This is a genomic window from Pseudomonas sp. ADAK21, from assembly GCF_012935735.1.
In the GTDB taxonomy this organism is placed as follows: Bacteria; Pseudomonadota; Gammaproteobacteria; order Pseudomonadales; family Pseudomonadaceae; genus Aquipseudomonas; species Aquipseudomonas proteolytica.
Genome location: NZ_CP052857.1, coordinates 2,124,227 through 2,150,849, shown reverse-complemented (window position 1 = coordinate 2,150,849; position 26,623 = coordinate 2,124,227). Strand labels below are relative to the sequence as shown.

General features: G+C 57.3%; 15 protein-coding genes, 2 tRNA genes, 4 rRNA genes and 1 pseudogene. 11 read left to right on the top strand and 11 right to left on the bottom strand.

Going from position 1 to position 26,623, the window contains the following annotated elements:
• Nucleotides 1-14: 14 nt before the first annotated feature.
• Entirely contained in the window at nucleotides 15-1,961 is a 1,947-nt protein-coding gene (lapD, locus tag HKK57_RS09920) for a cyclic di-GMP receptor LapD (RefSeq protein ID WP_029300704.1), read from the bottom strand.
• Nucleotides 1,962-1,975: 14 nt separating this feature from the next.
• Nucleotides 1,976-2,668: a cysteine protease LapG gene (lapG, locus tag HKK57_RS09915; protein WP_029300701.1), complete on the bottom strand. Its 693-nt coding sequence runs from the start codon at nucleotides 2,666-2,668 to the stop codon at nucleotides 1,976-1,978.
• Between the two features lie 277 nt (nucleotides 2,669-2,945).
• Between lapG and HKK57_RS09910 the strand changes: the two genes are divergently transcribed.
• The 6 genes and pseudogenes from HKK57_RS09910 to HKK57_RS09890 all read left to right on the top strand — a co-directional run bounded on the left by HKK57_RS09910 (nucleotide 2,946) and on the right by HKK57_RS09890 (nucleotide 9,776).
• Nucleotides 2,946-3,653 carry a GntR family transcriptional regulator gene (locus tag HKK57_RS09910; protein WP_029300699.1) on the top strand — a complete coding sequence of 236 codons (708 nt, stop codon included), beginning with the start codon at nucleotides 2,946-2,948 and terminating at the stop codon, nucleotides 3,651-3,653.
• A gap of 541 nt (nucleotides 3,654-4,194) precedes the next feature.
• On the top strand, nucleotides 4,195-4,965 hold the full coding sequence (locus tag HKK57_RS09905) for a DUF3050 domain-containing protein (RefSeq protein WP_169390093.1): 771 nt from the start codon (nucleotides 4,195-4,197) through the stop codon (nucleotides 4,963-4,965).
• Nucleotides 4,962-5,906, top strand: coding sequence for a diiron oxygenase (locus HKK57_RS09900; RefSeq protein WP_169390092.1), 945 nt, complete (start codon nucleotides 4,962-4,964; stop codon nucleotides 5,904-5,906). The genes HKK57_RS09905 and HKK57_RS09900 overlap by 4 nt, the downstream gene beginning before the upstream one ends.
• Nucleotides 5,903-7,648: pseudogene (locus HKK57_RS27280) on the top strand (amino acid adenylation domain-containing protein); the annotation flags it as partial. The gene HKK57_RS09900 and the pseudogene HKK57_RS27280, both read left to right, overlap by 4 nt.
• Before the next feature lie 258 nt (nucleotides 7,649-7,906).
• The gene (locus HKK57_RS27275) at nucleotides 7,907-9,292 is read left to right on the top strand and encodes a thioester reductase domain-containing protein (RefSeq protein ID WP_442962266.1); all 1,386 of its coding nucleotides are present in this window, start codon (nucleotides 7,907-7,909) and stop codon (nucleotides 9,290-9,292) included.
• 22 nt (nucleotides 9,293-9,314) lie between these two features.
• A complete protein-coding gene (locus HKK57_RS09890; RefSeq protein ID WP_029300691.1) occupies nucleotides 9,315-9,776 on the top strand; it encodes an SRPBCC family protein in 462 nt (153 codons plus the stop codon).
• A 50-nt stretch (nucleotides 9,777-9,826) separates the two neighbouring features.
• Here the strand turns inward: HKK57_RS09890 and HKK57_RS09885 are convergent, their stop codons facing one another.
• The 9 genes from HKK57_RS09885 to HKK57_RS09845 all read right to left on the bottom strand — a co-directional run bounded on the left by HKK57_RS09885 (nucleotide 9,827) and on the right by HKK57_RS09845 (nucleotide 20,413).
• A complete protein-coding gene (locus HKK57_RS09885; protein ID WP_029300688.1) occupies nucleotides 9,827-11,707 on the bottom strand; it encodes a methyl-accepting chemotaxis protein in 1,881 nt (626 codons plus the stop codon).
• 261 nt (nucleotides 11,708-11,968) lie between these two features.
• Nucleotides 11,969-12,084, bottom strand: a 5S ribosomal RNA gene (rrf, locus tag HKK57_RS09880).
• A 108-nt stretch (nucleotides 12,085-12,192) separates the two neighbouring features.
• Nucleotides 12,193-12,308, bottom strand: a 5S ribosomal RNA gene (rrf, locus tag HKK57_RS09875).
• Between the two features lie 171 nt (nucleotides 12,309-12,479).
• Nucleotides 12,480-15,372, bottom strand: a 23S ribosomal RNA gene (locus HKK57_RS09870).
• A 247-nt stretch (nucleotides 15,373-15,619) separates the two neighbouring features.
• Nucleotides 15,620-15,695 (bottom strand) — tRNA-Ala (locus tag HKK57_RS09865).
• A gap of 30 nt (nucleotides 15,696-15,725) precedes the next feature.
• A tRNA-Ile gene (locus HKK57_RS09860) sits at nucleotides 15,726-15,802 on the bottom strand.
• Between the two features lie 82 nt (nucleotides 15,803-15,884).
• Nucleotides 15,885-17,421: ribosomal RNA gene (locus HKK57_RS09855) — 16S ribosomal RNA — on the bottom strand.
• Together the 16S, 23S and 5S rRNA genes with 2 tRNA genes alongside form the textbook arrangement of a ribosomal RNA operon.
• Nucleotides 17,422-17,997: 576 nt before the next feature.
• Nucleotides 17,998-19,218, bottom strand: coding sequence for a CaiB/BaiF CoA transferase family protein (locus HKK57_RS09850; RefSeq protein ID WP_169390090.1), 1,221 nt, complete (start codon nucleotides 19,216-19,218; stop codon nucleotides 17,998-18,000).
• Between the two features lie 13 nt (nucleotides 19,219-19,231).
• A complete protein-coding gene (locus HKK57_RS09845; RefSeq protein ID WP_029290432.1) occupies nucleotides 19,232-20,413 on the bottom strand; it encodes an acyl-CoA dehydrogenase in 1,182 nt (393 codons plus the stop codon).
• Nucleotides 20,414-20,570: 157 nt separating this feature from the next.
• Between HKK57_RS09845 and HKK57_RS09840 the strand changes: the two genes are divergently transcribed.
• From HKK57_RS09840 to HKK57_RS09820, 5 genes are all read left to right on the top strand, one after another.
• The gene (locus tag HKK57_RS09840) at nucleotides 20,571-21,470 is read left to right on the top strand and encodes a LysR family transcriptional regulator (protein ID WP_029290430.1); all 900 of its coding nucleotides are present in this window, start codon (nucleotides 20,571-20,573) and stop codon (nucleotides 21,468-21,470) included.
• 447 nt (nucleotides 21,471-21,917) lie between these two features.
• Nucleotides 21,918-23,039: a Re/Si-specific NAD(P)(+) transhydrogenase subunit alpha gene (locus tag HKK57_RS09835; RefSeq protein ID WP_029290427.1), complete on the top strand. Its 1,122-nt coding sequence runs from the start codon at nucleotides 21,918-21,920 to the stop codon at nucleotides 23,037-23,039.
• Nucleotides 23,040-23,054: 15 nt separating this feature from the next.
• Nucleotides 23,055-23,375 (top strand): NAD(P) transhydrogenase subunit alpha, encoded by a 321-nt coding sequence (locus HKK57_RS09830; protein ID WP_003233786.1) that lies wholly within the window; start codon nucleotides 23,055-23,057, stop codon nucleotides 23,373-23,375.
• Nucleotides 23,375-24,811, top strand: coding sequence for an NAD(P)(+) transhydrogenase (Re/Si-specific) subunit beta (locus tag HKK57_RS09825; RefSeq protein ID WP_029290421.1), 1,437 nt, complete (start codon nucleotides 23,375-23,377; stop codon nucleotides 24,809-24,811). The genes HKK57_RS09830 and HKK57_RS09825 overlap by 1 nt, the downstream gene beginning before the upstream one ends.
• Before the next feature lie 180 nt (nucleotides 24,812-24,991).
• Nucleotides 24,992-26,485 carry an acetyl-CoA hydrolase/transferase family protein gene (locus HKK57_RS09820; RefSeq protein WP_029290419.1) on the top strand — a complete coding sequence of 498 codons (1,494 nt, stop codon included), beginning with the start codon at nucleotides 24,992-24,994 and terminating at the stop codon, nucleotides 26,483-26,485.
• Nucleotides 26,486-26,623: the final 138 nt, after the last annotated feature.

The window sequence follows — 26,623 nt, the reverse complement described above, 5'->3', positions numbered from 1 at the left end:
GGCCGGCCACGGCCTCAGCGCCAGGGCGCCGGCTCACCAAACAGCTGGCCCTGCACGCCAAAAATCCCCATCTCGCGAATTACCTGCAACTCACCCTCGGTTTCGACCCGCTCGGCAATCAGCGGCAAGTCGATGCTGTGGGCTGCGCGCTGGATGGCTTCGATGAACAGGCGCTTGTCGCTTTCCTGGTCGATGTCGCGGATGTAGCTGCCATCGATCTTCAAGTAGGCCAGGCCCAGGCGCGCCAGGTTGCCGATCATGCTGAAGCGCCCGCCAAAGCGTTGCAGGCTGAGGGAAAAGTTCAGCTCCCGCAGGCGGTGGGTCAACTGCTCCAGCACCGCCTGTTCGGGCAGTTGCTCTTCACCGATTTCCAGGGTCAGGCGCGGGCCCAGGTTGGCATGTTGGCGTAGCAGGTCGAAGATTCGGTTCAGGGCTTGCGGGTCTGCCAGGGTCGCCGCAGACAGGTTCAGGGCCAGCGAGTGCTCATGGCTGGCCATTTGTTTGAGTACCAGCTCCAACATCACCCGGTCCAGGCGCGCCGACCAGCCAAACCGCTCAAGCCAAGGCAGGAAACGGCCGGCCGGGATCGTGTGGCCATGACCGTCGACCAAGCGCGAGAGCACTTTGTAATGCAGGACCAGTTGCGGATCCTGGCTGGCCACCACCGGTTGGAAGTACAACTCGAAGCGGTGTTGGGTCAGCGCCTGGTCCAGCAGTGTGTGCCAGGCATGATGGTCGTCGCCGACGCTGGCAGCTGCGCTGTGGTCCAGGCACACCCAACTGACATCGCCCTGGGTTTCGGCCTGGGCCAGCGCCTGGTCGGCCAGGGTCAACAGGGCTTGCGGCGAATCACCATGATTGAACGGCGCCAGGCCGATACAGGCAACCGGCGAAACGTCACTGGCGCCGGTGGCTTGCAGGCTTTGCAGGGTGCTTTCCAGGTTCTGCGCCAGTTGCAACGCCTCTTCACGCATCAGCCCCGGCGCCAGCACGGCAAACTCGCCACCGCGGATACGGGTGACCAGGTTGTGGGTTTCCGGATACGGCTCGCACTGGCGCAGCAACTGTTCACCGACCGCCTGCAGCAGTTGGTCGGTGCGTTGGCCGCCGAGGCGCTGGTTGAGGCCGGCCAGGTCCTTGACCCGCAACACCAGCAGGTAGCCTGAGCTGGTTTCTTCGGGGTTGCTGACCCGCGCATTGAGTTGCATCTCGAAGTAACGGCGGTTGGCCAGGCCGGTGAGGTTGTCTTGATAGGACTCCACCCGCAGTTTTTCGCTACGCTCGGCCTGTTCCTGGAACAGGGCCTTGAGCTTTTCCACCATCTGGTTCATCGCCTGCACCACGCGCCGCAGTTCCGGGGTGCGCGGCAGATCCGGCAGGCTCAGGAATTCGCGGCGGGCAATGGCGTGGGACTGTTTGACCATGTAGTCCAAAGGCTTGAGTTGCCGGCGCAGCAACAGCGCGCCCAGCACCGCACTCACCGCGCCGCACAGCAATAACCAGCCGAGGCTGCCCAGGGCGCTCTGCCACAGCTTGGCCAGGGCGAACATCGGATGGCTGACCACCTCGACCCGCGCCGCCTGCTCCCAGCCACGGCTGACCAGGGCGTCACCACCGGCCGGTTCCAGGCCGATCAGCTTGACGAACCAGTTGGGCACGCCGTTGTTGTCGGGGATGCCACTGCGTTCGACGATGACCTGGTCGTTGGTCACATCGATCACCCGGATGCTGGCGTAATAACCACTATCGAAAATCGAGCTGACCAGCAGCTCGACCATCGCCGGGTCGTCGATATTGGGTGTCAGGGACAGCGCCAGGGCGGTCGCCGCGTCCTGCGCGTGGGAGCGCAGTTGGTTCACGTACTGGGTACGCGAGCTTTCCAGGCTGACCATGAAGCTGCCGCTGAAGGCGACCACCAGGAACAGACAGATAGCGATCAACAGCTGTTTGAACAGTGACATCTGAACAGTTACTCCTAGTTGGCCGGCTCGGCTGGGAAGCCTTCCGCACGCATTTTTTTCAACACATCCTGCCAGCGCGACAGGCGTTTGGTGTCGCCGACCTTTTTGTTGCCCTTGGCGCCCGGCAGGTACAAGCCCTCGGCGTTGAAGGAGTAGACCGGCAGCAAGTCGGTCCGTTGGCTGGCAGGCTGGATTTCATCGATCAGGCTGTCGAGTACCAGGGGCATTGCCTCTGGCGTCGAATAATAGGTCAAGACCATATGGGCGCGATTCTGCCGCAATGCCTTGACGTAGGTAATGCGCAATTTGTCGCTGGAGACGCCCAGGTGACGCAGGCTGAAATACTTGGCGATGGCATAGTCTTCACAATCACCGGCGCCTTTCCACAGGGCTTCGATGGGCGTTTCCCAATAATCGACCTGGTTCCACAAGTCGATATCTTCGACATAGCGCACGCGCTTGTTGAAGAACAGGTTGACCACCTTGAGCTGCTCCGCCTCGCTGCCTTGTTTTTGCGTGGCCAGCAGTTGCTGCCAGTCATCAATACGCTGCTGACCCGCACCCAACGGCCCGTAGAGCGCGGTGGCGCGCCGGCTGATCTGGGAGAAATCCCAATCGGCATGCAGCCCGCCAGGCAATAAGCCAGCCAGCAGCAGCGCTGAAAACAGCCAGCACAGAAACCGCGAGGGAGTAAAACGTGCCGCCAATGGTTTCAGTCCGTAGAAAGAGACGCAGAATCAATCGATGGTGAAGGGTCGGTCGGCAAAAAACAATGGCACTGTGCAATCACTCAGTCCCCATTACGCTAAAGCAACCGCGCCTTGTAAGACGCCGGCAAGCCATAATGTGCGATGAAAAACCGCGCTGTTGAGTCGCTTACAAAGGGAAACCTTGCCTGTTTGACAAGCTTGCATGCAATCTCTAGTGTTCTTTGGATCCAATTAGCCAAAACCCATTCCAACAAGAAAGGAGGATAGCGTAGTCGTGACGCACAAGCCGAACCCTTTGAGCAGCATCAAGATCAGTGGGCCCATTCCTGCTCACCTCGCTCGCTCCGTTATTGAAGAAACACTGCGCAACGCCATACTGGATGGCCGTCTGCCCTGCGGCACCGCCATGCGCCAGCAAGAGCTGGCCAGCCTGTTCGGGGTCAGCCGGATGCCGGTGCGCGAAGCCCTGCGCCAACTGGAGGCACAGTCGCTGTTGCATGTTGTGACCCATAAAGGTGCCGTGGTCGCCCCGCTGATTGAAGATAACTCGGCGGAGACTTACGCCCTGCGTATTCTCCTGGAATCGGAGGCGCTGCGCTTATCGATCCCGTTGCTCAGGCAAAGCGATATCGAGCAGGCCGACGCCTTGATCGACGCCCTTGAGCGCGAAACCGACTACAGCGAAATCGGCCGGCTTAACCGCCTGTTCCATATGGCGCTGTACGGCAAGGCCCCCAACCAGCGGCTGTTGAACCTGGTGGAGCATGGGCTGAACGAGGAGGAACGCTTCCTGCGGTTCAACCTTGAAGCCATGGGCCTGGGCGAAACCTCCCAGGAAGACCACCGTGAACTGCTGAACCTGGTTGCCCAGAAAAAGGTCGAGCAGAGCGTGCTTACCCTGCGTAATCACCTGATGCGCGGGATGGAAGTGATCACTCATTACCTGAACAGCCTTGAACAGGGCGATAAAGAGCAGCGCTGATTGCTCCCGACTTTGGCCGCCCAGTGCGCGACCTGGATCGCCAGGCGCCGCACACGTCCAAAGCCGGCCTCTGCTGCTGTCGCTCTTTGGACCGTTGCGGTAACAAACTCGATATTGACCGCCATGACACTTCCGGCATTGCAAATGCAATAGCGGAGTAAGTGCCAGTCATTCAGCTCAATAATTTGAACTTGCAAACAACAAGGAAAGTTCCCACATCGAATATAAAGTTCGACTACGAAACACCCCTTCCTGCAAAAAAACCTTATATAACTTAGTAAGTATTTGAACACTTAACCAAGTGATTACTCTTTAATTGGACTTGGCGCTGCAGTCGAATGCGCAGCCATGGGTTTGGGCATGGCTGTGGACGGCGTTCAACCCAATAAGACTAAGTAGCTTTGTCACTATTTGTTGCTTGCCGGGCATCCAAGCCAGCCGGGACATCTCCGTGACTGCGCGACTAAAACCAACCCCAACACACTTGGTTCTAAACAACCCTTTTAATCTGAGTCGGCATAACGACTTATAGGCATTAACCATGTTTCAACTTCAAGAACTACTCAATCATAAAAAGCTGCAACTACAAGAACATCCCATTTTCCTGGAAATCAATTCTTTCGCACAGCTGCAACATTTCATGCAAAACCATGTTTTCGCCGTCTGGGATTTCATGACGCTGACCAAACGCCTGCAACAGGAACTGACCTGCATGCGCCTGCCCTGGCTGCCCCCAACAGACCCGCAGGCCGCGCGACTGATCAACGAAATTGTGCTGGATGAGGAATCCGACCGCCAGCTGGGCGACGGGTACGCCAGTCACTTCGAACTGTATCTGGAGGCCATGCGCGAGGTAGGCGCCAGTACCGCCACCATCGAACGCTTCATCGCGTTGCAGCGCGCGGGTGCAAGCGTCGATAGCGCGCTGGTACAGATCACTATTGATCCTGCGGTAGAGCGTTTCGTCCGGAACACCCTGGACGTTGCCTTGAACGCCCCGACCCATTGTGTAGCCGCTACCTTCCTGCATGGCCGCGAAAGTGTCATCCCGACGATGTTCAAACGCCTCCTGGAAGGCTGCAATGTCGCCCATCGGCAAGCCCCCAGCTTGTGCTACTACCTCCAGCGGCATATCGAGCTGGACGCCCAGGATCATCATCCGGCTGCAGAGCAACTGCTACGGCGCCTGGTCCAGGCAGACCCGCTGCACGAACAACAGGCCTGGCATGCCGCTCTGAGCGCCGTGGAGCATCGCATTGCCTTGTGGGACGGCCTGCGCCAACACGCAGCAAGCCAGGAGGTGAGCCTGTGAACGCACACTACCGCCCGTTTGCCAGCGACTGGGAGTATCAGGCGACCGTCCGTACTCGCCCGCGACGCGTACTGGAAGAAGACGACAAGTTGATCTATCCGCTGTGTCGCCAACCGTTGGTGCTCAGTGCGGGTTTTGTTGAGCACTGCCCACAGTGGCGCGACTTTGTCCTGGTGCAGACGTTCTACAAATTCATCAATGACGTGGTGATCTTTGAAACAGAGATTGTCGATAAAACCGCACGCAACATCGCCAAGAATCGCTTTTCAATCCCCTTCCCTGCGGCCTGCCGCTACGACGCCATGACGGTGGTGGTCGATGAGGACTACCACGCGCTCGTCGCCCTGGACTTCATGCAGCAAACCCTCGAGCAAACCGGTATCGCGCCACTGGAGCTGCCCGCGGCCATCGAATTGAGCCGCGCCATACCCATCGCACAGGCACAGGCGCCGACACATCTACACGATGCCGTAGAACTGATTTGCGTGGCGATTGCCGAGAATACGGTGACCCATGACGTGGCGGCGTTTGCCAAGGATGACAGCGTCAAACAATCGGTCAGGGGGTTGATGGCCGACCACCTGGCTGACGAGGGTCGCCATGCCATCTTCTGGGCCAGCCTGGTCAGGCACTACTGGCAAACGGCGAGCGATGAAGACCGCTACGGTATCGCCCAGGTCCTGCCGGTGTTCCTGCAACACTATTTGACCAATGACCTGCAAAGGGACTTCGATCTGCTCTTGATCGAGCATCTGGATATCAGCGCCGATGCCCGTCAAGTCCTGCAGGCGCAGGTAAGTGCCCTGACCTTTCCCATCACGCCTCAGCACCCGCTGATCAGCAACATCATGGGTTTGCTGCGCCGCAGCGGGCTGCTGCAAACACCTTGTGTCGCCCAAGCGCTAAGCGCCTATCTGCCCGTACCCGGGAGCCCATCATGAGACGCCTCGGGATTCGGTTGCTCGGCACCAGTGCGGCCTTGGATGAGCTGAGGCAGGCGCTGGCACCCTATGGCCATGAACTCGCCGCACAGGCGCCGGCGATTGACCTGCTGATTGAAGACGGCAGCCAGCCAGTCCCGCAGGCCTTGGCCGGCATGGCCGTGATGAGCCTGCGCCTGTCCATCGGCGCCATGAGTGAGTGGGGGCTGCCGGTCCTGCAAATACGTTGCTATGACCGCCTCCAGCAATTACTGGCCGTGCTGGACATTGCTCCGCCCTCCTGCGGCAACGGCCAACAGTTGCGACTCCAGGCAATCGCACGCCTGATCGAGTGGGTCGCGCTGCAGGTCAGCGGCTTTTCGCGCAACCCTGGGCACTTTGCGCAGCGCGCAAGCGCTTCCACGGTTCCAGAGCAAAGCCTCGAAGGTCTGGACGCGCTGGCCTACCTGCATCGTTTTAACCGAACCGATGATCCGGGGCTGATGCAAAAAGCCCGGACACCACTGATCAAGCAACTGGAGCATGGCTTACGGACCTTTGCCGACAGGCCAGCCCTGGAGATCGCCGGCCTCACCCTGAGTTATCGCCAATTGTTGCGACACAGCCTGGCCATCCAGCAGGTTTTGCAGCCGCTGCTCGGGCCTGGGCAGGCGCCCGTGGTCGGCATTTGCCTGGACAAGTCGGTTGGGTTGTACGCCAGCATTCTGGCAACCCTCGGTTGCGGCGCGGTGTATCTGCCGCTGGAACCGGGCCACCCGCTGCCGCGTCAACAAGCCATGCTGGAGAATGCCGGGGCCGTCGTGCTACTCGATGATGGCCAGCACCCCTTGCGCAGGCATTTCATGGCTGTGGATGTCAGCCGCATCGACAGCCAGCACATGGACGACAGCGCGCCCTTGGCACTTACCTCTCCCACGGCGGATAGCGCCAGCATGGTGCTTTACACCTCGGGCACCAGCGGCCAACCCAAGGGGGTTTTGCTCAGCCAGCAGAACCTGGCCCATTTCTCTGCGTGGTACAGCCAGTATGTTGAGCTCACTGAGCACAGTCGCGTCCTGCAGTTTTCGTCCCTGAGCTTTGACTCGTCACTGGTGGACCTGTTTGCGGCCCTGTGCCAAGGCGCGACCCTGATCGTGCCCAGTGAAGAACAGCGTCGCGACCCTCACCAATTGGTTGAGTTGATCCAGCAACAACGCGTGTCACACGCCTTCCTGCCGCCAGCCCTGTTGAGCGTGCTGCCACTGGATCGCCCGCTGGGCCTGGAGCACCTGCTGACCGGCGGTGACATCTGCGAGCCCCATGTCATCGCGCAGATGGCCGGGCAATGCGTCCTGCATAACCTGTATGGCCCTACAGAGGCGACGGTGCTGGTCAGTCGCCGTCGAATGCAGGCTGATGACAGCAATCTGAACCTCGGCACGCCCATCGCCAACAGCCAGGTGCTGATCCTCGACGAGCAGCGTCGGCCAGTCGAAGACCAGGTGGTGGGCGAACTGTACATTGTCGGCCCCGGGGTGAGCCTTGGTTACGTGAACCAGCCACAACAGACCGCCGAGTGCTTTGTGCGCCTTGTGCTGCCTGGCGGCCAGGCCTTGCGCGCCTACCGCACCGGCGACATGGCGAAATGGACGGCAGAGGGCATCGAACTGGTCGGGCGCCGGGACCTGCAGGTGAAGATCCGTGGTTTTCGGGTCGAGCCCCAGGAGATCGAGCAGTGCTTGCGTGCCAGCCAGCTTTTTCGCCAGGTTGCGGTGGTGATTGACCGTGATCGACGAATCCTCGCGTTCGTGGCGCACGCAGATCCCAGTGACTCAGGTACGGCCCTGGCCGCGTTAAAACAACATGCCGGGCAACGGCTGCCGGACTATATGCAGCCAACCGTGTGTACAGAGTTGCCGAGCCTGCCTTATGGCAGCAATGGCAAGGTCGATCGCCAGGCCTTGCTGGCGCTGGCGGTTCAAACTGTCTCGCAGCCTCCTCAGCGCCGCCCCCAAACACCGGTGGAAGGGCAATTGCTGGACCTGTGGAGTGAGCTGCTGGGATTACCGGCCGACGAGATATCGACTGACGACAGTTTTTTTCATCTCGGCGGCCACTCCATCCTGCTATCAACCATGCTCCTGCGCATTCGTGAGTTGTACGGGCGCAGCCTGCCTCTCAATCGGTTTATCGAGGCGCCCACGGTGCAGACGCTCGCGGCGCTGATGGGTGACAGTGCACCAGGTGCCGCTCCCACCGAACGGGCGATCAGCGATGCGCTGCGCACGCTGGATCTGGCGCTGTTACCAGCAGAGCGTGCCGGTGATCGTAACAAGGCTATCGTGACCGGCGCCAATAGTTTCCTGGGTATACATATCGTCGAGGCCTTGCTGATGGCCGGAGCGACCGAAGTCGCCTGCCTGGTGCGGGAACACCCAGGGCAATCGGCAACTGCACGCTTTGCCGAAGCCTTGCGTGAGTACCGCCTGGAACACCTGGACCTGAGCCGGGTGCGTGTATACACCACCGACCTGCGCCAACCGCGCATGGGGCTAGAGGCGCCGGTCTATGAGTACCTCGCCCGCCATTACGGGGTGCTGGTACACAGCGCTGCCCACGTCAATCACGTCATGGACTACGCGTCACTGGCCAAGGACAACGTGGAACCGGTGCTTGAATGCCTGCGCCTGTGCGAAACCCACTGTAAGAAAGTGCTCAACTTCGTGTCCACGTTATCTGCGTCAAGCAGCGTCGGGGCCGATGGGCAGGTGCTTGAAGCGCCTGCGGCAAGTACGCCACCGCTCTACATCAAGAACGGCTACAACCTGTCCAAATGGGTCGCTGAACGTCTGTTGGGGCGTGCCGCCGTACAAGGTGCCTGGGTCAATATCTACCGCCCCGGGAACATCAGTTTCAATAGCCGCAATGGCGTCTGCCAACCCCACAAGAACCGCCTGTTGCTGATGCTCAAGGGATCGCTGCAGTTGGGCCGGGTGCCGCGCCTGGGATTGAACTTCGACCTGATGCCGGTGGATTTCCTGGCACGTTTCATCGCCTTCCACAGCGGCAATTATGTTGCCCAGCGCAGCGTCTTCAACCTGCACAACCCGCAACCCTTGAAGTGGGAAACCTATGTCGAGTCGTTTCGCCAGGCAGGGCATGCGTTCGAGTTGGTGAGCGTAGCGGATTGGCAACACCATCTGCGCGAAGTGGATCGCGAGAATGCCCTTTTCGGTGTACTGGGGTTCTACCTCAATGGGCTGGGAGAAGACACGGGCGACATCTCCATGATCCGCCATGAGAACGCACGCCATGGTGTTGAACAGATGGGCGCGCAGTACCCCGAAAAAGAACCTGCGCTGTTACGCAGAGGGTGCCAGTACCTCAATGCCATTGGCTTTCTGTGAGCCTCGCCATCAGGAAAAACTTATGAGACAGCTGCAACCCGATACGTTGATTAAAAACCCCCAGGGCAAGCCTCTGGTGTCATCTGTGGTGATTGCCTGCAATGCTTCCAAGCTGTGGAAGGTTGTGGGGCGCTTTGAGGGTTTTGACGCGTTCATTCCTGCCCTGGCACGCATCACGATGACGGGCAGCGGCGTGGGATCGCTACGCAAGAAATACTTCCACGATGGCAATATCGCCGTGGAACAGCTCAACAGCCGCGATGAGCTGGCGATGCATATGACCTGGACGACAATCTATAACACCTTGGGCGTGGCCCGACTGTGGGCGGCAATGAGTGTTGAGTCGCTTGGGGAGAACCTGGCTCGGGCGACCTGGACCATTATCGCCGAGCCTGTCACTGCCGGTGATAACGAGGGCTTCGAACAGTTCATCCAGGATTTCGCCGACCGCGCACTGGATAACGTTTGCCATTTGCTTGGTTAAAAAAATGGCGCAGTGCACTGCTGCACTACGCCATGTTTATCGTGAGGTGATCAGATCTTGAAACTATCGACCAACTGCTTCAAGCGATTGGCTTGTTGTGACAGCGCGTCGCAGTCTTTCAAGGTCTCGTTGAGGTTGGCCACGCCTTGCTGGTTAAGCAGGTTGATCTGGTTGATATCGACATTGAGCGTCTCCACCACGGCGGTCTGTTCCTCAGTGGCTGCCGCCACCGACTGGTTCATGCCATCGATCTCGACGATCCGCTGAGTCACACTGATCAAGCGTTCACCCGCCTGGTTGGCGACCTCGACGCTTTCTTCACTGGAGACCTGGCTGGCGTTCATCGTGGTGACCGCTTCGCGAGAGCCGATCTGCAATGAGGTGATCATCTTGTGGATCTCCTCCGCCGACTCCTGGGTACGGTGAGCCAGGTTGCGTACTTCGTCGGCCACCACGGCAAACCCACGGCCGGCTTCACCGGCACGGGCAGCTTCAATGGCAGCGTTGAGCGCCAGCAGGTTGGTTTGCTGCGAGATGCCTTTGATCACATCGAGAATATGCCCGATGTTGTCGGTGCTGGCATTCAGGGTTTCAATCTGCGTACAGGACAGGCTGATCTTCTGCGACAACTCGGACATCGCCAGGATGGTTTTCTCTACGACCTGGCGACCGTCATCGGCTTGCTCGCTGGCGCCGCTGGCATGTTGCGAGGCGTCAGCGGCGTTACGGGCGATTTCCTGAGTGGCGGCACCCAGTTCGTTAATCGCCGCGGCAACGCTGTTGGTGCGGGCGCTCTGCTCGTCGGAGCCGATAATCGAGGCGTTGGACGATGCCATCACGCGCTGGGACAGATCGTGCACATGCCTTGTGGCGGAAGACACTTCGCTGATCGAGGCGTGGATACGCTCGACAAACTGGTTGAAGGCGCCACCCAACTCGCCGAACTCGTCCTTGCTTTCTACGACCAGGCGACGAGTCAGGTCGCCCTCGCCCTGGGCAATGTCTTGCATTGCACGGCCCATGGTTGTCAGTGGGCGCATCAGGACCTGAATCAACAGGCTCAGCAATACCGCAATCGCGGTGACGGCAATGAACATCGCGATCAAGGCGGAGGTGCGGAATTTGCTCAACGGGGCGTAGGCTTTGTCTTTGTCGATCGACAGGCCTATGTACCAATCTGCGCCCGGCAAGCCGCTGATCGGGGTGAAGGACAGGATACGGTCCTGACCATTGAGGATCACATCCTGGTTAACCTTCTCAATACGGACGCTGCTGCCTGGGTAGATGTCCTTGAGGTTTTTCATCACCTGTTCCTGGTCAGGGCTGACGATCACCTGCCCGTCGCCACTGACTAGGAATGCATGACCAATACCGCCGAAGTCGACCGAGTTGATGATCTTCACCAGGGTTTGCAGGCTCAAATCCCCCCCTACGACACCAAGCAGCTCACCATTCTTCTTGACCGGCATCGCGATGGTGACGATCAAGCCACCGACAGCGGCCATATAAGGCGGCGTCAGCATGGGTTTGTCAGCCATGACCGCTTGCTTGTACCAGGGCCGCTGACGTGGATCGTAGCCATCTGGCATTTTCGCGTCAGGGCGCTGGGTGAAGACGCCGTTGGTTGAACCGACATACGTGAACTGGAAGTTCGAGGTGAGTGCCGGTTGATCAACCAAGCCAGGAAGGTCGGCATTGCTACCTTGGTGAGCAACGTTCTGCGCAAGATTTTCCAGGACTAGCACCCGACCACCGAGCCAGTTCTGCACGCTGCTGGCGGTCAGGTCACCCGACTGCTGGATGGATGATTCCAGGTTTTGCCTGATGGTATTGCGCTGCAGGTAGTCGTTGTACAACGTGAACAGCGCGAAGGCCAGAACCACGACGCCTGACGCTGCCAACAGAATTTTATGACTGAACTTGAGATTCATTTCATCGACTTCTTTTTGCCAAAAGGGGGTGAGCGTGCCGAATGCAACATTCCATGTACGGTATAGGCGAACTCTACGACCGCTCTATTTCGGTGCACGCATGGCTCATCAGGCTTTCGGCCAAGACTGGATAAATCTTAGGAATTTGTGGGATAGATCTTCTTTTAAAGTAGGAAACCGACAGGCGGTCTGGATAGGGCGCTCAGCCCTAAAACGACAAAACCCCCGCCTGCGTTAGCAGACGGGGGCTTCGGAATTTGATCTTGACGATGACCTACTCTCACATGGGGAAACCCCACACTACCATCGGCGATGCATCGTTTCACTGCTGAGTTCGGGATGGGATCAGGTGGTTCCAATGCTCTATGGTCGTCAAGAAATTCTGTGTACCGGACCGTTGCTTTCGCATCGTGCCGATGAAATTCATGAGCTTCTACATAAAACAAAACCCCAACTGCTTTCGCAATTGGGGTTTCGGAATTTAATCTTGACGATGACCTACTCTCACATGGGGAAACCCCACACTACCATCGGCGATGCATCGTTTCACTGCTGAGTTCGGGATGGGATCAGGTGGTTCCAATGCTCTATGGTCGTCAAGAAATTCGGGTACTGAGTCGTGGCCAGCTGGCCTCGCTTCAGCAAATTGGGTATGTAATAGAAGTCGGTGTTTGCAAGAGTCGAACTTTCGGTTCGTTTCGTCTTCACACACCGCAATCTGATGCTCCTCTTTGTTTCCAAATCGGGAGTAGTCAAATTGCTTGGGTGTTATATGGTCAAGCCTCACGGGCAATTAGTATTGGTTAGCTCAACGCCTCACAGCGCTTACACACCCAACCTATCAACGTCGTAGTCTTCGACGGCCCTTCAGGGAACTCAAGGTTCCAGTGAGATCTCATCTTGAGGCTAGTTTCCCGCTTAGATGCTTTCAGCGGTTATCTATTCCGAACATAGCTACCCGGCAATGCCACTGGCGTGACAACCGGAACACCAGAGGTTCGTCCACTCCGGTCCTCTCGTACTAGGAGCAGCCCCTCTCAAATCTCAAACGTCCACGGCAGATAGGGACCGAACTGTCTCACGACGTTCTAAACCCAGCTCGCGTACCACTTTAAATGGCGAACAGCCATACCCTTGGGACCGGCTTCAGCCCCAGGATGTGATGAGCCGACATCGAGGTGCCAAACACCGCCGTCGATATGAACTCTTGGGCGGTATCAGCCTGTTATCCCCGGAGTACCTTTTATCCGTTGAGCGATGGCCCTTCCATACAGAACCACCGGATCACTAAGACCTACTTTCGTACCTGCTCGACGTGTCTGTCTCGCAGTCAAGCGCGCTTTTGCCTTTATACTCTACGACCGATTTCCGACCGGTCTGAGCGCACCTTCGTACTCCTCCGTTACTCTTTAGGAGGAGACCGCCCCAGTCAAACTACCCACCATACACTGTCCTCGATCCGGATAACGGACCTGAGTTAGAACCTCAAAGTTGCCAGGGTGGTATTTCAAGGTTGGCTCCACGCAGACTGGCGTCCACGCTTCAAAGCCTCCCACCTATCCTACACAAGCAAATTCAAAGTCCAGTGCAAAGCTATAGTAAAGGTTCACGGGGTCTTTCCGTCTAGCCGCGGATACACTGCATCTTCACAGCGATTTCAATTTCACTGAGTCTCGGGTGGAGACAGCGCCGCCATCGTTACGCCATTCGTGCAGGTCGGAACTTACCCGACAAGGAATTTCGCTACCTTAGGACCGTTATAGTTACGGCCGCCGTTTACCGGGGCTTCGATCAAGAGCTTCGCGTTAGCTAACCCCATCAATTAACCTTCCGGCACCGGGCAGGCGTCACACCCTATACGTCCACTTTCGTGTTTGCAGAGTGCTGTGTTTTTAATAAACAGTCGCAGCGGCCTGGTATCTTCGACCGGCATGAGCTTACGGAGCAAGTCCTTCACCCTCACCGGCGCACCTTCTCCCGAAGTTACGGTGCCATTTTGCCTAGTTCCTTCACCCGAGTTCTCTCAAGCGCCTTGGTATTCTCTACCCAACCACCTGTGTCGGTTTGGGGTACGGTTCCTGGTTACCTGAAGCTTAGAAGCTTTTCTTGGAAGCATGGCATCAACCACTTCGTCACTCAAAGAGTAACTCGTCATCAGCTCTCGGCCTTAGAATCCCGGATTTACCTAAGATTCCAGCCTACCACCTTAAACTTGGACAACCAACGCCAAGCTGGCCTAGCCTTCTCCGTCCCTCCATCGCAATAACCAGAAGTACAGGAATATTAACCTGTTTTCCATCGACTACGCTTTTCAGCCTCGCCTTAGGGACCGACTAACCCTGCGTCGATTAACGTTGCGCAGGAAACCTTGGTCTTTCGGCGTGGGTGTTTTTCACACCCATTGTCGTTACTCATGTCAGCATTCGCACTTCTGATACCTCCAGCAAGCTTCTCAACTCACCTTCACAGGCTTACAGAACGCTCCTCTACCGCATCACCCGAAGGTGATACCCGTAGCTTCGGTGTATGGTTTGAGCCCCGTTACATCTTCCGCGCAGGCCGACTCGACTAGTGAGCTATTACGCTTTCTTTAAAGGGTGGCTGCTTCTAAGCCAACCTCCTAGCTGTCTAAGCCTTCCCACATCGTTTCCCACTTAACCATAACTTTGGGACCTTAGCTGACGGTCTGGGTTGTTTCCCTTTTCACGACGGACGTTAGCACCCGCCGTGTGTCTCCCATGCTCGGCACTTGTAGGTATTCGGAGTTTGCATCGGTTTGGTAAGTCGGGATGACCCCCTAGCCGAAACAGTGCTCTACCCCCTACAGTGATACATGAGGCGCTACCTAAATAGCTTTCGAGGAGAACCAGCTATCTCCGAGCTTGATTAGCCTTTCACTCCGATCCACAGGTCATCCGCTAACTTTTCAACGGTAGTCGGTTCGGTCCTCCAGTTAGTGTTACCCAACCTTCAACCTGCCCATGGATAGATCGCCCGGTTTCGGGTCTATTCCCAGCGACTAGACGCCCTATTAAGACTCGCTTTCGCTACGCCTCCCTATTCGGTTAAGCTCGCCACTGAAAATAAGTCGCTGACCCATTATACAAAAGGTACGCAGTCACCCAACAAAGTGGGCTCCCACTGCTTGTACGCATACGGTTTCAGGATCTATTTCACTCCCCTCTCCGGGGTTCTTTTCGCCTTTCCCTCACGGTACTAGTTCACTATCGGTCAGTCAGTAGTATTTAGCCTTGGAGGATGGTCCCCCCATATTCAGACAAAGTTTCTCGTGCTCCGTCCTACTCGATTTCATGACTAAGAGATTTTCGCGTACAGGGCTATCACCCACTATGGCCGCACTTTCCAGAGCGTTCCGCTAATCTCAAAGCCACTTAAGGGCTAGTCCCCGTTCGCTCGCCACTACTAAGGGAATCTCGGTTGATTTCTTTTCCTCAGGGTACTTAGATGTTTCAGTTCCCCTGGTTCGCCTCTTACGCCTATGTATTCAGCGTAAGATAACCATCTTATGATGGCTGGGTTCCCCCATTCAGACATCTCCGGATCAAAGTCTGTTTGCCGACTCCCCGAAGCTTTTCGCAGGCTACCACGTCTTTCATCGCCTCTGACTGCCAAGGCATCCACCGTATGCGCTTCTTCACTTGACCATATAACCCCAAGCAATCTGGTTATACTGTGAAGACGACATTCGCCGAAAATTCGAATTTCTCAACTAAGAGAACTCACAAATTTTACCTTAGCCTGATCCGTTACCAGTGAAAGTAACGTTCAGTCTATCTTTCTATCACATACCCAAATTTTTAAAGAACGAACTAGTCAAAGACTAGAAATCAACATTCACCATCACAACGATGGAATGCTCATTTCTAAGCTTTATACAAACAGAAGCAGTAGTGGTGGAGCCAAACGGGATCGAACCGTTGACCTCCTGCGTGCAAGGCAGGCGCTCTCCCAGCTGAGCTATGGCCCCGTATTTCTACAGGCGTTTCCCACACAAAATTGGTGGGTCTGGGCAGATTCGAACTGCCGACCTCACCCTTATCAGGGGTGCGCTCTAACCAACTGAGCTACAGACCCAATTTCGGGCTGCTTCTTTTCGTCTTCTTCAATGAATCAAGCAATTCGTGTGGGAACTTATGGAGCAGCTGATGTCGTCGATTAAGGAGGTGATCCAGCCGCAGGTTCCCCTACGGCTACCTTGTTACGACTTCACCCCAGTCATGAATCACACCGTGGTAACCGTCCTCCCGAAGGTTAGACTAGCTACTTCTGGTGCAACCCACTCCCATGGTGTGACGGGCGGTGTGTACAAGGCCCGGGAACGTATTCACCGCGACATTCTGATTCGCGATTACTAGCGATTCCGACTTCACGCAGTCGAGTTGCAGACTGCGATCCGGACTACGATCGGTTTTGTGGGATTAGCTCCACCTCGCGGCTTGGCAACCCTCTGTACCGACCATTGTAGCACGTGTGTAGCCCAGGCCGTAAGGGCCATGATGACTTGACGTCATCCCCACCTTCCTCCGGTTTGTCACCGGCAGTCTCCTTAGAGTGCCCACCATAACGTGCTGGTAACTAAGGACAAGGGTTGCGCTCGTTACGGGACTTAACCCAACATCTCACGACACGAGCTGACGACAGCCATGCAGCACCTGTCTCAATGTTCCCGAAGGCACCAATCTATCTCTAGAAAGTTCATTGGATGTCAAGGCCTGGTAAGGTTCTTCGCGTTGCTTCGAATTAAACCACATGCTCCACCGCTTGTGCGGGCCCCCGTCAATTCATTTGAGTTTTAACCTTGCGGCCGTACTCCCCAGGCGGTCAACTTAATGCGTTAGCTGCGCCACTAAGAGCTCAAGGCTCCCAACGGCTAGTTGACATCGTTTACGGCGTGGACTACCAGGGTATCTAATCCTGTTTGCTCCCCACGCTTTCGCACCTCAGTGTCAGTATCAGTCCAGGTGGTCGCCTTCGCCACTGGTGTTCCTTCCTATATCTACGCATTTCACCGCTACACAGGAAATTCCACCACCCTCTACCATACTCTAGTCAGTCAGTTTTGAATGCAGTTCCCAGGTTGAGCCCGGGGATTTCACATCCAACTTAACTAACCACCTACGCGCGCTTTACGCCCAGTAATTCCGATTAACGCTTGCACCCTCTGTATTACCGCGGCTGCTGGCACAGAGTTAGCCGGTGCTTATTCTGTCGGTAACGTCAAAACAGCAAAGTATTAATTTACTGCCCTTCCTCCCAACTTAAAGTGCTTTACAATCCGAAGACCTTCTTCACACACGCGGCATGGCTGGATCAGGCTTTCGCCCATTGTCCAATATTCCCCACTGCTGCCTCCCGTAGGAGTCTGGACCGTGTCTCAGTTCCAGTGTGACTGATCATCCTCTCAGACCAGTTACGGATCGTCGCCTTGGTGAGCCATTACCCCACCAACTAGCTAATCCGACCTAGGCTCATCTGATAGCGCAAGGCCCGAAGGTCCCCTGCTTTCTCCCGTAGGACGTATGCGGTATTAGCGTCCGTTTCCGAACGTTATCCCCCACTACCAGGCAGATTCCTAGGCATTACTCACCCGTCCGCCGCTCTCAAGAGAAGCAAGCTTCTCTCTACCGCTCGACTTGCATGTGTTAGGCCTGCCGCCAGCGTTCAATCTGAGCCATGATCAAACTCTTCAGTTCAAACATCTTTGGGTTTTTAAGAAACCCTAAACTTGGCTCAGCAATCGTTGGTTACATCTTTGATTTCTCGCGGAGTAACTTGTGATGCTGATAATCTTGTTGACTATCAGTCTGACTCCACAAGCACCCACACGAATTGCTTGATTCAGTTGTTAAAGAGCGGTTGGTTAAGATCTTTCGTCTCAACCGAGGCGCGCATTCTACAGCAGCCTCATTTGCTGTCAAGTGGTTATTTTCAGAAGCTTTCGAGGTTTTCCTCAACAACTTCAACCACTTGCGCTTCCGATCTCTCGTCAGCGGGAGGCGAATTCTACAGCGTTACACGCTGCTGTCAACACCTCTTTTTCAACTTCCTTTTGGCTTCGATGAACTGAAGCAACTTGCTGTCGAATCTCGCATAACTCATTGTTTACCAAGGAGTTTTCAGTTTCGACTGCGCCGGAAGTGGGGCGAATTATAGACTCCCAGAATTTGCCGTCAACCCTTGATTTTGCTTTTCTATCAATTAGTTACGATCGATTAAAAAACAACCAGCTGCGCTCATATAGAAATCCCTTCTATATAGAAGACCCCCCCTCAGATAACCCCCGCCTCCTTCAAGGCAGCCACATGAGATGCCCCCAGCCCCAGCACCTCACTGAGTACCTTAACCGTATGCTCACCCAGCAGAGGCGGCGCACTGCGATACTCCACCGGCGTCTTGGACAGCCGCATAGGACTCCCCACCTGCGGCACCTTGCCCGCAAGCGGATGCGGCAACTCTATCGCCAGCCCGCGTGCCCGCACCTGAGGATCGGCAAACACCTGCGCCAGATCATTGATCGGCCCACACGGCACACCCACCTGCTCCAACTGGGCCACCCACTCGGCCGTGGTCTTGAACACCGTTGCTTGACGAATCAATGGAATGAGCGCTGCCCGATTGGCCACCCGCAGCTTATTAGTAGCAAACCGCGGATCATCGGCCCACTGCGGTTGCCCCGCGACCTGGGCAAACTTGCGAAATTGGCCGTCATTGCCCACGGTCAGGATGAAATCGCCATCGGCGGTGGGGAAGTCCTGATACGGAACGATATTCGGATGCGCGTTACCCAGCCGCTTGGGCGACACACCTGTCGTCAGATAATTCATGGCCTGATTGGCCAGACAGGCAACCTGTACATCCAGCAGCGCCATATCGATATGCTGACCACCACCATCATGATCGCGGTGCGCCATAGCCGCCAGAATCGCCACCGTAGAGTACAGCCCAGTCAAAATGTCGGTCAGCGCCACGCCGACCTTGACCGGACCTTCCCCCTCATCACCCTCAGGGCGCCCCGTCAGGCTCATCAACCCACCCACCCCCTGGATCATGAAGTCATAGCCAGCTCGCGCCGCATACGGCCCCGTCTGACCAAACCCGGTGATAGAGCAGTAAATCAGCTCCGGATTGAGCTCCTTGAGCGACTCGTAGTCCAGGCCATACGCCGCCAACCCGCCCACCTTGAAATTCTCGATCAAGATATCCGACTTTGCCGCCAGGTCCCGGACCAGCTTCTGCCCCTCTGGCCGGGTGAAGTCGATAGTCACCGACTCCTTATTACGATTGGCCGATAAGTAGTAGGACGCTTCACTGGTGTTCTCACCGTAAGCATCCTTTAGGAAGGGCGGCCCCCAGGCGCGCGTATCGTCACCACTACCAGGCCGCTCGACCTTGATCACCTCAGCGCCGAGATCAGCAAGAATCTGCCCGGCCCAAGGCCCCGCCAGCACCCGTGACAAATCCAGTACCCGCAGATGCGATAGCGCGCCCATGGTTAACCTCCTATTAATAGAACGCCTGGATACCAGTCTGGGCGCGCCCAAGGATGAGCGCATGGACGTCATGCGTGCCTTCGTAGGTATTCACCACTTCCAGGTTGACCAGGTGCCGGGCAATCCCGAACTCATCGGAGATGCCATTGCCACCGAGCATGTCGCGAGCCATACGGGCAATATCCAGGGATTTGCCGCAGGAGTTGCGCTTCATGATCGAAGTGATCTCCACCGCCGCGGTTCCTTCATCTTTCATCCGCCCCAGACGAAGGCAACCTTGCAAGGCGAGGGTGATCTCGGTCTGCATATCAGCGAGCTTTTTCTGGATCAACTGCGTGGCGGCCAGTGGACGCCCGAACTGCTGGCGATCAAGGGTGTACTGGCGCGCCGTGTGCCAGCAGAACTCCGCAGCCCCCAAGGCGCCCCAGGAGATGCCGTAGCGTGCCGAGTTCAGGCAGGTAAAAGGACCTTTCAAGCCGCGCACATCGGGGAAGATGTTTTCTTCAGGAACAAACACGTTGTCCATGACGATTTCACCGGTGATCGAAGCGCGCAAACCGACCTTGCCATGAATCGCCGGCGCACTCAGACCTTTCCAGCCCTTCTCCAGGACAAAACCACGGATGTCGCCGGCGTCGTCCTTGCCCCAGACCACAAACACATCGGCAATCGGGCTATTGGTGATCCACATTTTGCTGCCGGTCAGGCTGTAACCGCCATCCACCTTGCGCGCCCGGGTAATCATCGCACCCGGATCCGAACCGTGGTTTGGCTCGGTCAGGCCGAAGCAACCGATCCATTCACCCGAGGCCAGCTTGGGCAAGTACTTCTGTTTTTGTGCTTCAGTGCCGAACTCATTGATAGGCACCATCACCAGGGACGACTGCACGCTCATCATCGAGCGATAGCCAGAATCGACGCGCTCCACTTCACGGGCAATCAAGCCGTAGCTGACATAATTCAAGCCGCTGCCGCCGTACTGCTCGGGAATCATCGCGCCCAGCAGGCCGGTCTCACCCATTTCACGGAAAATTGCAGGGTCGGTCTTTTCATGACGGAAGGCTTCAAGCACACGCGGCGCCAACTTGTCCTGGGCGAATTGCTCGGCACTGTCGCGCACCATGCGCTCTTCTTCGGTGAGCTGCTGATCCAGCAACAGTGGATCGATCCAGTTGAAGCTTGCCTTACCGCCCATGAGTGATTCCTCGCGAAGTAAATCAAAAGTCGTGCATGGAGCCTAGGCCGGGCAGGCGAGGAGGGCAAACGAGGTTTTTGCATAGCCTTGTGCTAATTTCTCACTCCGTAGCGATCAAGAAGGGCAAAACCGCCTTTTATTAGTGAGGGTACGGTACATGCGCAGGAAGATCCCCAGCACCACGGCCTTGGTTAGTTTTGAAGCGGCGGCCCGCCACGAGAGCTTTACCAAGGCCGCACAGGAGCTTTCCATTACCCAGGGCGCGATCTGCCGACAGATCGCCGGCCTTGAGGAGTTTTTGAGTGTCGAACTGTTTCGGCGCTCGCGACGCGGAGTAAAGCTCACGGAAGCCGGGCTTTCCTACAGCCGGCGAGTGGCAACGCAACTCGACGCCGTGGAACGCGACACCCTGTCAGTGATGGGCCAGCAAGGCGCCAATGTGATCGAACTGGCGGTGGTGCCCACGTTCGGTACCCAGTGGCTGATCCCACGACTCAAGGACTTCCAGCAGCAGCACCCCGAAGTCACGGTAAACCTGACCAACCGGACCCGCCCGTTCCTGTTCGCTGACACTGAGTTCGACGCCGCAATATATTTTGGCGATGCCGACTGGTCCGGCACCGAGTCCCACAGGTTAATGGGTGAAAACCCACTGCCCGTCTGTAGTCCACGACTGCTTGGGCAGCGCTCGCATTTCAGCGCCGAAGAAATCGCGGAACTGCCGCTACTGCAGCAAACCACACGGCCCTACGCCTGGCGCCAGTGGTTCAACGCACAACAATTGAACATCCCTCGGGACATGACAGGCCCACGTTACGAGCTATTCTCCATGCTGTCCCAGGCGGCTATGCATGACATGGGCATTGCCTTGATCCCACCATTTCTTATTCAGCGGGAATTGGGCGAGAAACAGTTGGTGATCGCCAACCAACAGGCCCTGACCAGCAGCAAGGCCTATTACCTGATGATTCCAGAGAGAAAGGTCGAATCCGCGTCACTGCACGCCTTTCGAGACTGGCTGGTTGATCAGGCACAGCGTTACAGCCGGCAATTCTAGGCGCTCGCAGATTGCTGACTCTGTAGTCAACAAAGCAAAAGCCCTACAGATATAACTATATGTCGCTTTTACACAGACTGTACCGATCCACAGAAAAATGGCCTGAAAGCCAATAGCTATAAGCTCTACAGCGCTTATTCACCGCCCATGACCGACCATTCATGTCGACAATTGCAAAAATCGCCTTTTCCCTCCATAAGCCTTTAAATACCTGTATTTCAAGAGGTTATTCCAGTGGATTGCGACAATCAGTCACAGGGTGACTTGTAGTTAATTTTTCGTCACCCGTCATAATCCCTTGAAGGCCGTAAAGTTCGCCTGCAAAATGCCGCGCCCTGCTGTCATTTCAGCGGGGTCGTGCTGATCGGCCGCCCCAGTTGCGCCACTCGCGGCGCACTGGCCTTTTTACAAAAATCAAAAGCAAAAAGATCATGCAGGAGATTTGACGTGCACATTGGTGTTCCTCTCGAAACCCAGACCGGTGAAACGCGGGTTGCTGCAACCCCGGAAACCATCAAGAAGCTGATCGGCCAGGGCCATAAGGTCACTGTACAAAGCGGTGCAGGTGTCAAAGCCAGTGTCGTCGACAGTGCCTATGAAACGGCAGGCGCAACCATTGGCAGTGCCAGCGAGGCGTTTGGCGCCGAGCTGATTCTCAAGGTGGTCGCCCCCAGCGACAGTGAGCTGACGCTGATTAAAAGCGGCACCGTGCTGGTGGGCATGCTCAATCCGTTCAGCAACGAAACCATCACCCGGCTGGCCGAACATGGCATCACTGCCTTCGCCCTGGAGGCCGCCCCGCGTACCTCCCGTGCGCAGAGCCTGGATGTGCTGTCCTCCCAGGCCAACATTGCCGGCTACAAGGCGGTGCTGTTGGCGGCCCATCACTACCCGCGCTTCATGCCCATGCTGATGACCGCCGCCGGCACGGTGAAAGCCGCCCGCGTGCTGATCCTCGGCGCCGGCGTCGCCGGCCTGCAAGCCATCGCTACGGCGAAGCGTCTGGGTGCAGTCATCGAAGCGTCCGACGTACGCCCGGCCGTGAAGGAACAGATTGAGTCCCTCGGCGCCAAGTTCGTCGACGTGCCTTACGAGACCGACGAAGAGCGCGAATGCGCCGTTGGCGTCGGCGGTTACGCACGCCCCATGCCCACCAGCTGGATGCAGCGCCAGGCCCTGGCCGTGCATGAGCGCGCCAAGCAAGCCGATATCGTCATCACCACCGCCCTGATCCCGGGTCGTAAGGCCCCGACTTTGCTGAGCGCCGAAACCGTCGCCCAGATGAAGCCAGGCTCCGTGGTGATCGACCTGGCCGCGGCCCAGGGAGGCAACTGCCCGCTGACCGTCGCCGACCAGGTGGTCGTGCAACACGGCGTGACCATTTGCGGTCCGACCAACCTTGCCGGTGCCGTCGCTGCCGATGCCTCGGCCCTGTATGCGCGCAACCTGCTGGACTTCCTGAAGCTGGTCTTCACCAAGGAAGGGCAGTTTGAAATCAACCTCGAAGACGACATCGTCGCCGCGTGCCTGATGTGCCGCGACGGCCAAGTCATCCGCAAAAACGCCTAAGCAGGGATTCAGACGATGGAAGAGCTTATCTCCCCCGGTATCTACAACCTGATCATCTTCGTGCTGGCGATTTATGTCGGTTATCACGTGGTCTGGAACGTCACCCCCGCACTGCACACGCCATTGATGGCGGTGACCAACGCAATCTCGGCGATTGTGATCGTTGGCGCCATGCTTGCGGCTGCACTCACCGTCACGCCGCTGGGCAAGACCATGGGCACCCTGGCCGTGGCCCTGGCTGCCGTTAACGTGTTCGGCGGTTTCCTGGTTACCCGTAGGATGCTTGAGATGTTCAAGAAGAAAGCGCCCAAGGCTAAAGAAGAGGTGCAGAAGTAATGAGCATGAACCTCGTGACGACGCTCTACCTGATCGCGTCGATCTGTTTCATCCAGGCCCTCAAAGGCCTGTCGCACCCAACCACATCCCGACGCGGCAACCTGTTCGGCATGCTCGGCATGGCCCTGGCGGTACTCACCACCGTTGGCCTCATCTATAAGCTCGGTGCAGAACTCGCCACTGCGGGCATCGGCTACGTGATTGTCGGCCTGCTGATCGGCGGCACCGCCGGCTCGATCATGGCCAAGCGCGTAGAAATGACCAAGATGCCGGAGCTGGTCGCCTTCATGCACAGCATGATCGGTCTGGCCGCGGTGTTCATTGCCATTGCCGCAGTGGTCGAGCCGCAATCGCTGGGCATCGTCAAGCAACTGGGCGACGCGATTCCTGCGGGCAACCGCCTGGAACTGTTCCTCGGCGCAGCCATTGGTGCCATTACCTTCTCCGGCTCGGTGATTGCCTTCGGCAAGCTGTCGGGCAAGTACAAGTTCCGTCTGTTCCAGGGCGCACCGGTACAGTTCGGCGGCCAGCACAAGCTCAACCTGGTGCTGGGCCTGGCCACTCTAGGCCTGGGCCTGGTGTTCATGTTCACCGGCAACCTCACTGCCTTCGCCGTCATGCTGGCCCTGGCCTTTGTGCTGGGCGTGCTGATCATCATCCCGATTGGCGGCGCCGACATGCCGGTGGTCGTCTCGATGCTCAACAGCTATTCCGGCTGGGCTGCAGCGGGGATCGGCTTCTCGCTGAACAACTCGATGCTGATCATCGCCGGCTCCCTGGTGGGCTCAAGCGGCGCGATCCTCTCGTACATCATGTGCAAGGCGATGAACCGCTCCTTCTTTAACGTACTGCTCGGCGGCTTCGGCAACGCGCCGGATGCGGCAGGGCCAGCGGGCTCGAAAGAAGCGCGCCCGGTGAAGTCCGGTTCGGCCGACGACGCCACCTTCCTGCTGACCAACGCCGACACCGTGATCATCGTGCCGGGCTATGGCCTGGCAGTAGCGCGGGCGCAACACGCCCTTAAAGAGCTGACCGAGAAGCTGACCCATCGCGGTGTCACCGTGAAGTACGCGATCCACCCAGTCGCCGGCCGCATGCCTGGCCACATGAACGTGCTGCTGGCCGAGGCCGAAGTGCCTTATGACCAGGTGTTCGAGATGGAAGACATCAACTCCGAGTTCGGCCAGGCCGACGTGGTGCTGGTACTCGGCGCCAACGACGTGGTCAACCCGGCCGCCAAGAACGATCCGAAATCGCCGATCGCCGGCATGCCGATTCTCGAGGCCTTCAAGGCCAAGACGATCATCGTCAACAAGCGCTCGATGGCCAGCGGTTATGCCGGCCTGGATAACGAATTGTTCTACCTGGACAAAACCATGATGGTCTTCGGCGATGCCAAGAAGGTCATCGAAGACATGGTCAAGGCCGTCGAATAAACACTGCTCCAGCGCAATACCCAAAACCCCGGCCTCCCGTAGGCTGGGGTTTTTTATTAACGGGAAAAACCCGACCAAAGGCTCTAAATCGCCACCTGGCATTCGACCATGGTAGCGGGACGAAAGCCTTTGAAATCACTAGACTGCCCACCTTGCCTCCGTTGCCCGAGATAACAATCCATGTACCGTGATCGTATCCGCTTGCCTTCGCTGTTGAACAAGGTCATGAGCGCCGCCGATGCTGCCGCCCTGATCGAGGACGGCATGACCGTCGGCATGAGCGGCTTTACCCGCGCCGGTGAAGCCAAGGCTGTGCCCCACGCCCTGGCTGAGCGTGCCAAGACCTCGCCCCTGAAAATCACCCTGATGACCGGCGCCAGCCTGGGCAACGACCTGGATAAGCAACTGACCGAAGCAGGCGTGCTGTCGCGCCGCATGCCATTCCAGGTCGATAGCACCCTGCGCAAGGCCATCAACGCCGGCGAAGTGATGTTTATCGATCAGCATCTGTCGGAAACCGTCGAACAACTGCGCAACAACCAACTCAAGCTGCCGGACATCGCGGTCATCGAAGCCGTGGCCATCACCGAGCAAGGCCATATCGTGCCTACGACCTCCGTGGGCAACTCGGCCAGCTTCGCGATTTTTGCCAAGCAGGTGATCATCGAGATCAATCTGGCGCACAACCCGAATCTGGAAGGCCTGCACGACATCTATATCCCGACCTACCGCCCGACCCGCACCCCGATCCCGCTGGTCAAGGTAGATGATCGTATCGGCAGCACTGCGATCCCGATCCCGCCAGAGAAGATCGTCGCCATCGTCATCACCAACCAGGCTGATTCCGCCTCCACGGTGACGCCGCCTGACAGTGACACCCAGTGGATCGCCAATCACCTGATCAACTTCCTCAAGCAGGAAGTGGATGCCGGGCGCATGACCAACAAGCTCGGCCCGCTGCAGGCTGGGATCGGCAACATTGCCAACGCGGTGATGTGCGGCCTGATCGAGTCACCGTTCGAAGACCTGACCATGTACTCCGAAGTGCTGCAGGATTCGACCTTCGACCTGATCGACGCCGGCAAGCTGAGCTTTGCCTCGGGCAGTTCGATCACCTTGTCGGAGCGGCGCAATGCCGACGTGTTCGGCAACCTGGAGCGTTACAAGGACAAGCTGGTGCTGCGCCCACAGGAAATTTCCAATCACCCGGAAGTGGTACGCCGCCTGGGCATCATTGGTATCAACACTGCGCTGGAATTCGACATCTACGGCAACGTCAACTCCACCCACGTCTGCGGCACGCGGATGATGAACGGCATCGGCGGCTCGGGGGATTTCGCCCGTAACGCGCACCTGGCGATCTTTGTCACCAAGTCCATTGCCAAGGGCGGGGCGATTTCCAGCGTGGTACCGATGGTCAGCCATGTCGACCATACCGAGCATGACGTCGACATCCTCGTGACAGAGATCGGCCTGGCCGACCTGCGCGGCCTGGCGCCACGGGAGCGGGCACGGGTAATCATCGATAATTGCGTACACCCTGACTACCGCGACGCCCTCAACAACTACTACACCGCCGCCTGCGCCATCGGCGGGCACACCCCGCATATTCTGCGCGAAGCCCTGAGCTGGCACATCAACCTGGAAGAAACCGGGCATATGCTCAAAGGTTGATCAACACAGACCCGGGCGGATGCAAACACAGTTGTATTCGCCCGGATCTGCTTGCGACTCATATGGAAAAAACTGTACTGCTGTACCGGTCATTTCCTACCGTAAAACCCTACAAATCCTTCCAAGAACACCTAAAAC

What these genes read in the sequence shown, in the direction of transcription:
- lapD (WP_029300704.1), bottom strand. Translation starts at nt 1,961, where the DNA reads ATGTCACTGTTCAAACAGCTGTTGATCGCTATCTGTCTGTTCCTGGTG.
- HKK57_RS09905 (WP_169390093.1), top strand. Translation starts at nt 4,195, where the DNA reads ATGTTTCAACTTCAAGAACTACTCAATCATAAAAAGCTGCAACTACAA.
- HKK57_RS09890 (WP_029300691.1), top strand. Translation starts at nt 9,315, where the DNA reads ATGAGACAGCTGCAACCCGATACGTTGATTAAAAACCCCCAGGGCAAG.
- HKK57_RS09885 (WP_029300688.1), bottom strand. Translation starts at nt 11,707, where the DNA reads ATGAATCTCAAGTTCAGTCATAAAATTCTGTTGGCAGCGTCAGGCGTC.
- HKK57_RS09850 (WP_169390090.1), bottom strand. Translation starts at nt 19,218, where the DNA reads ATGGGCGCGCTATCGCATCTGCGGGTACTGGATTTGTCACGGGTGCTG.
- HKK57_RS09845 (WP_029290432.1), bottom strand. Translation starts at nt 20,413, where the DNA reads ATGGGCGGTAAGGCAAGCTTCAACTGGATCGATCCACTGTTGCTGGAT.
- HKK57_RS09840 (WP_029290430.1), top strand. Translation starts at nt 20,571, where the DNA reads ATGCGCAGGAAGATCCCCAGCACCACGGCCTTGGTTAGTTTTGAAGCG.
- HKK57_RS09830 (WP_003233786.1), top strand. Translation starts at nt 23,055, where the DNA reads ATGGAAGAGCTTATCTCCCCCGGTATCTACAACCTGATCATCTTCGTG.
- HKK57_RS09825 (WP_029290421.1), top strand. Translation starts at nt 23,375, where the DNA reads ATGAGCATGAACCTCGTGACGACGCTCTACCTGATCGCGTCGATCTGT.
- HKK57_RS09820 (WP_029290419.1), top strand. Translation starts at nt 24,992, where the DNA reads ATGTACCGTGATCGTATCCGCTTGCCTTCGCTGTTGAACAAGGTCATG.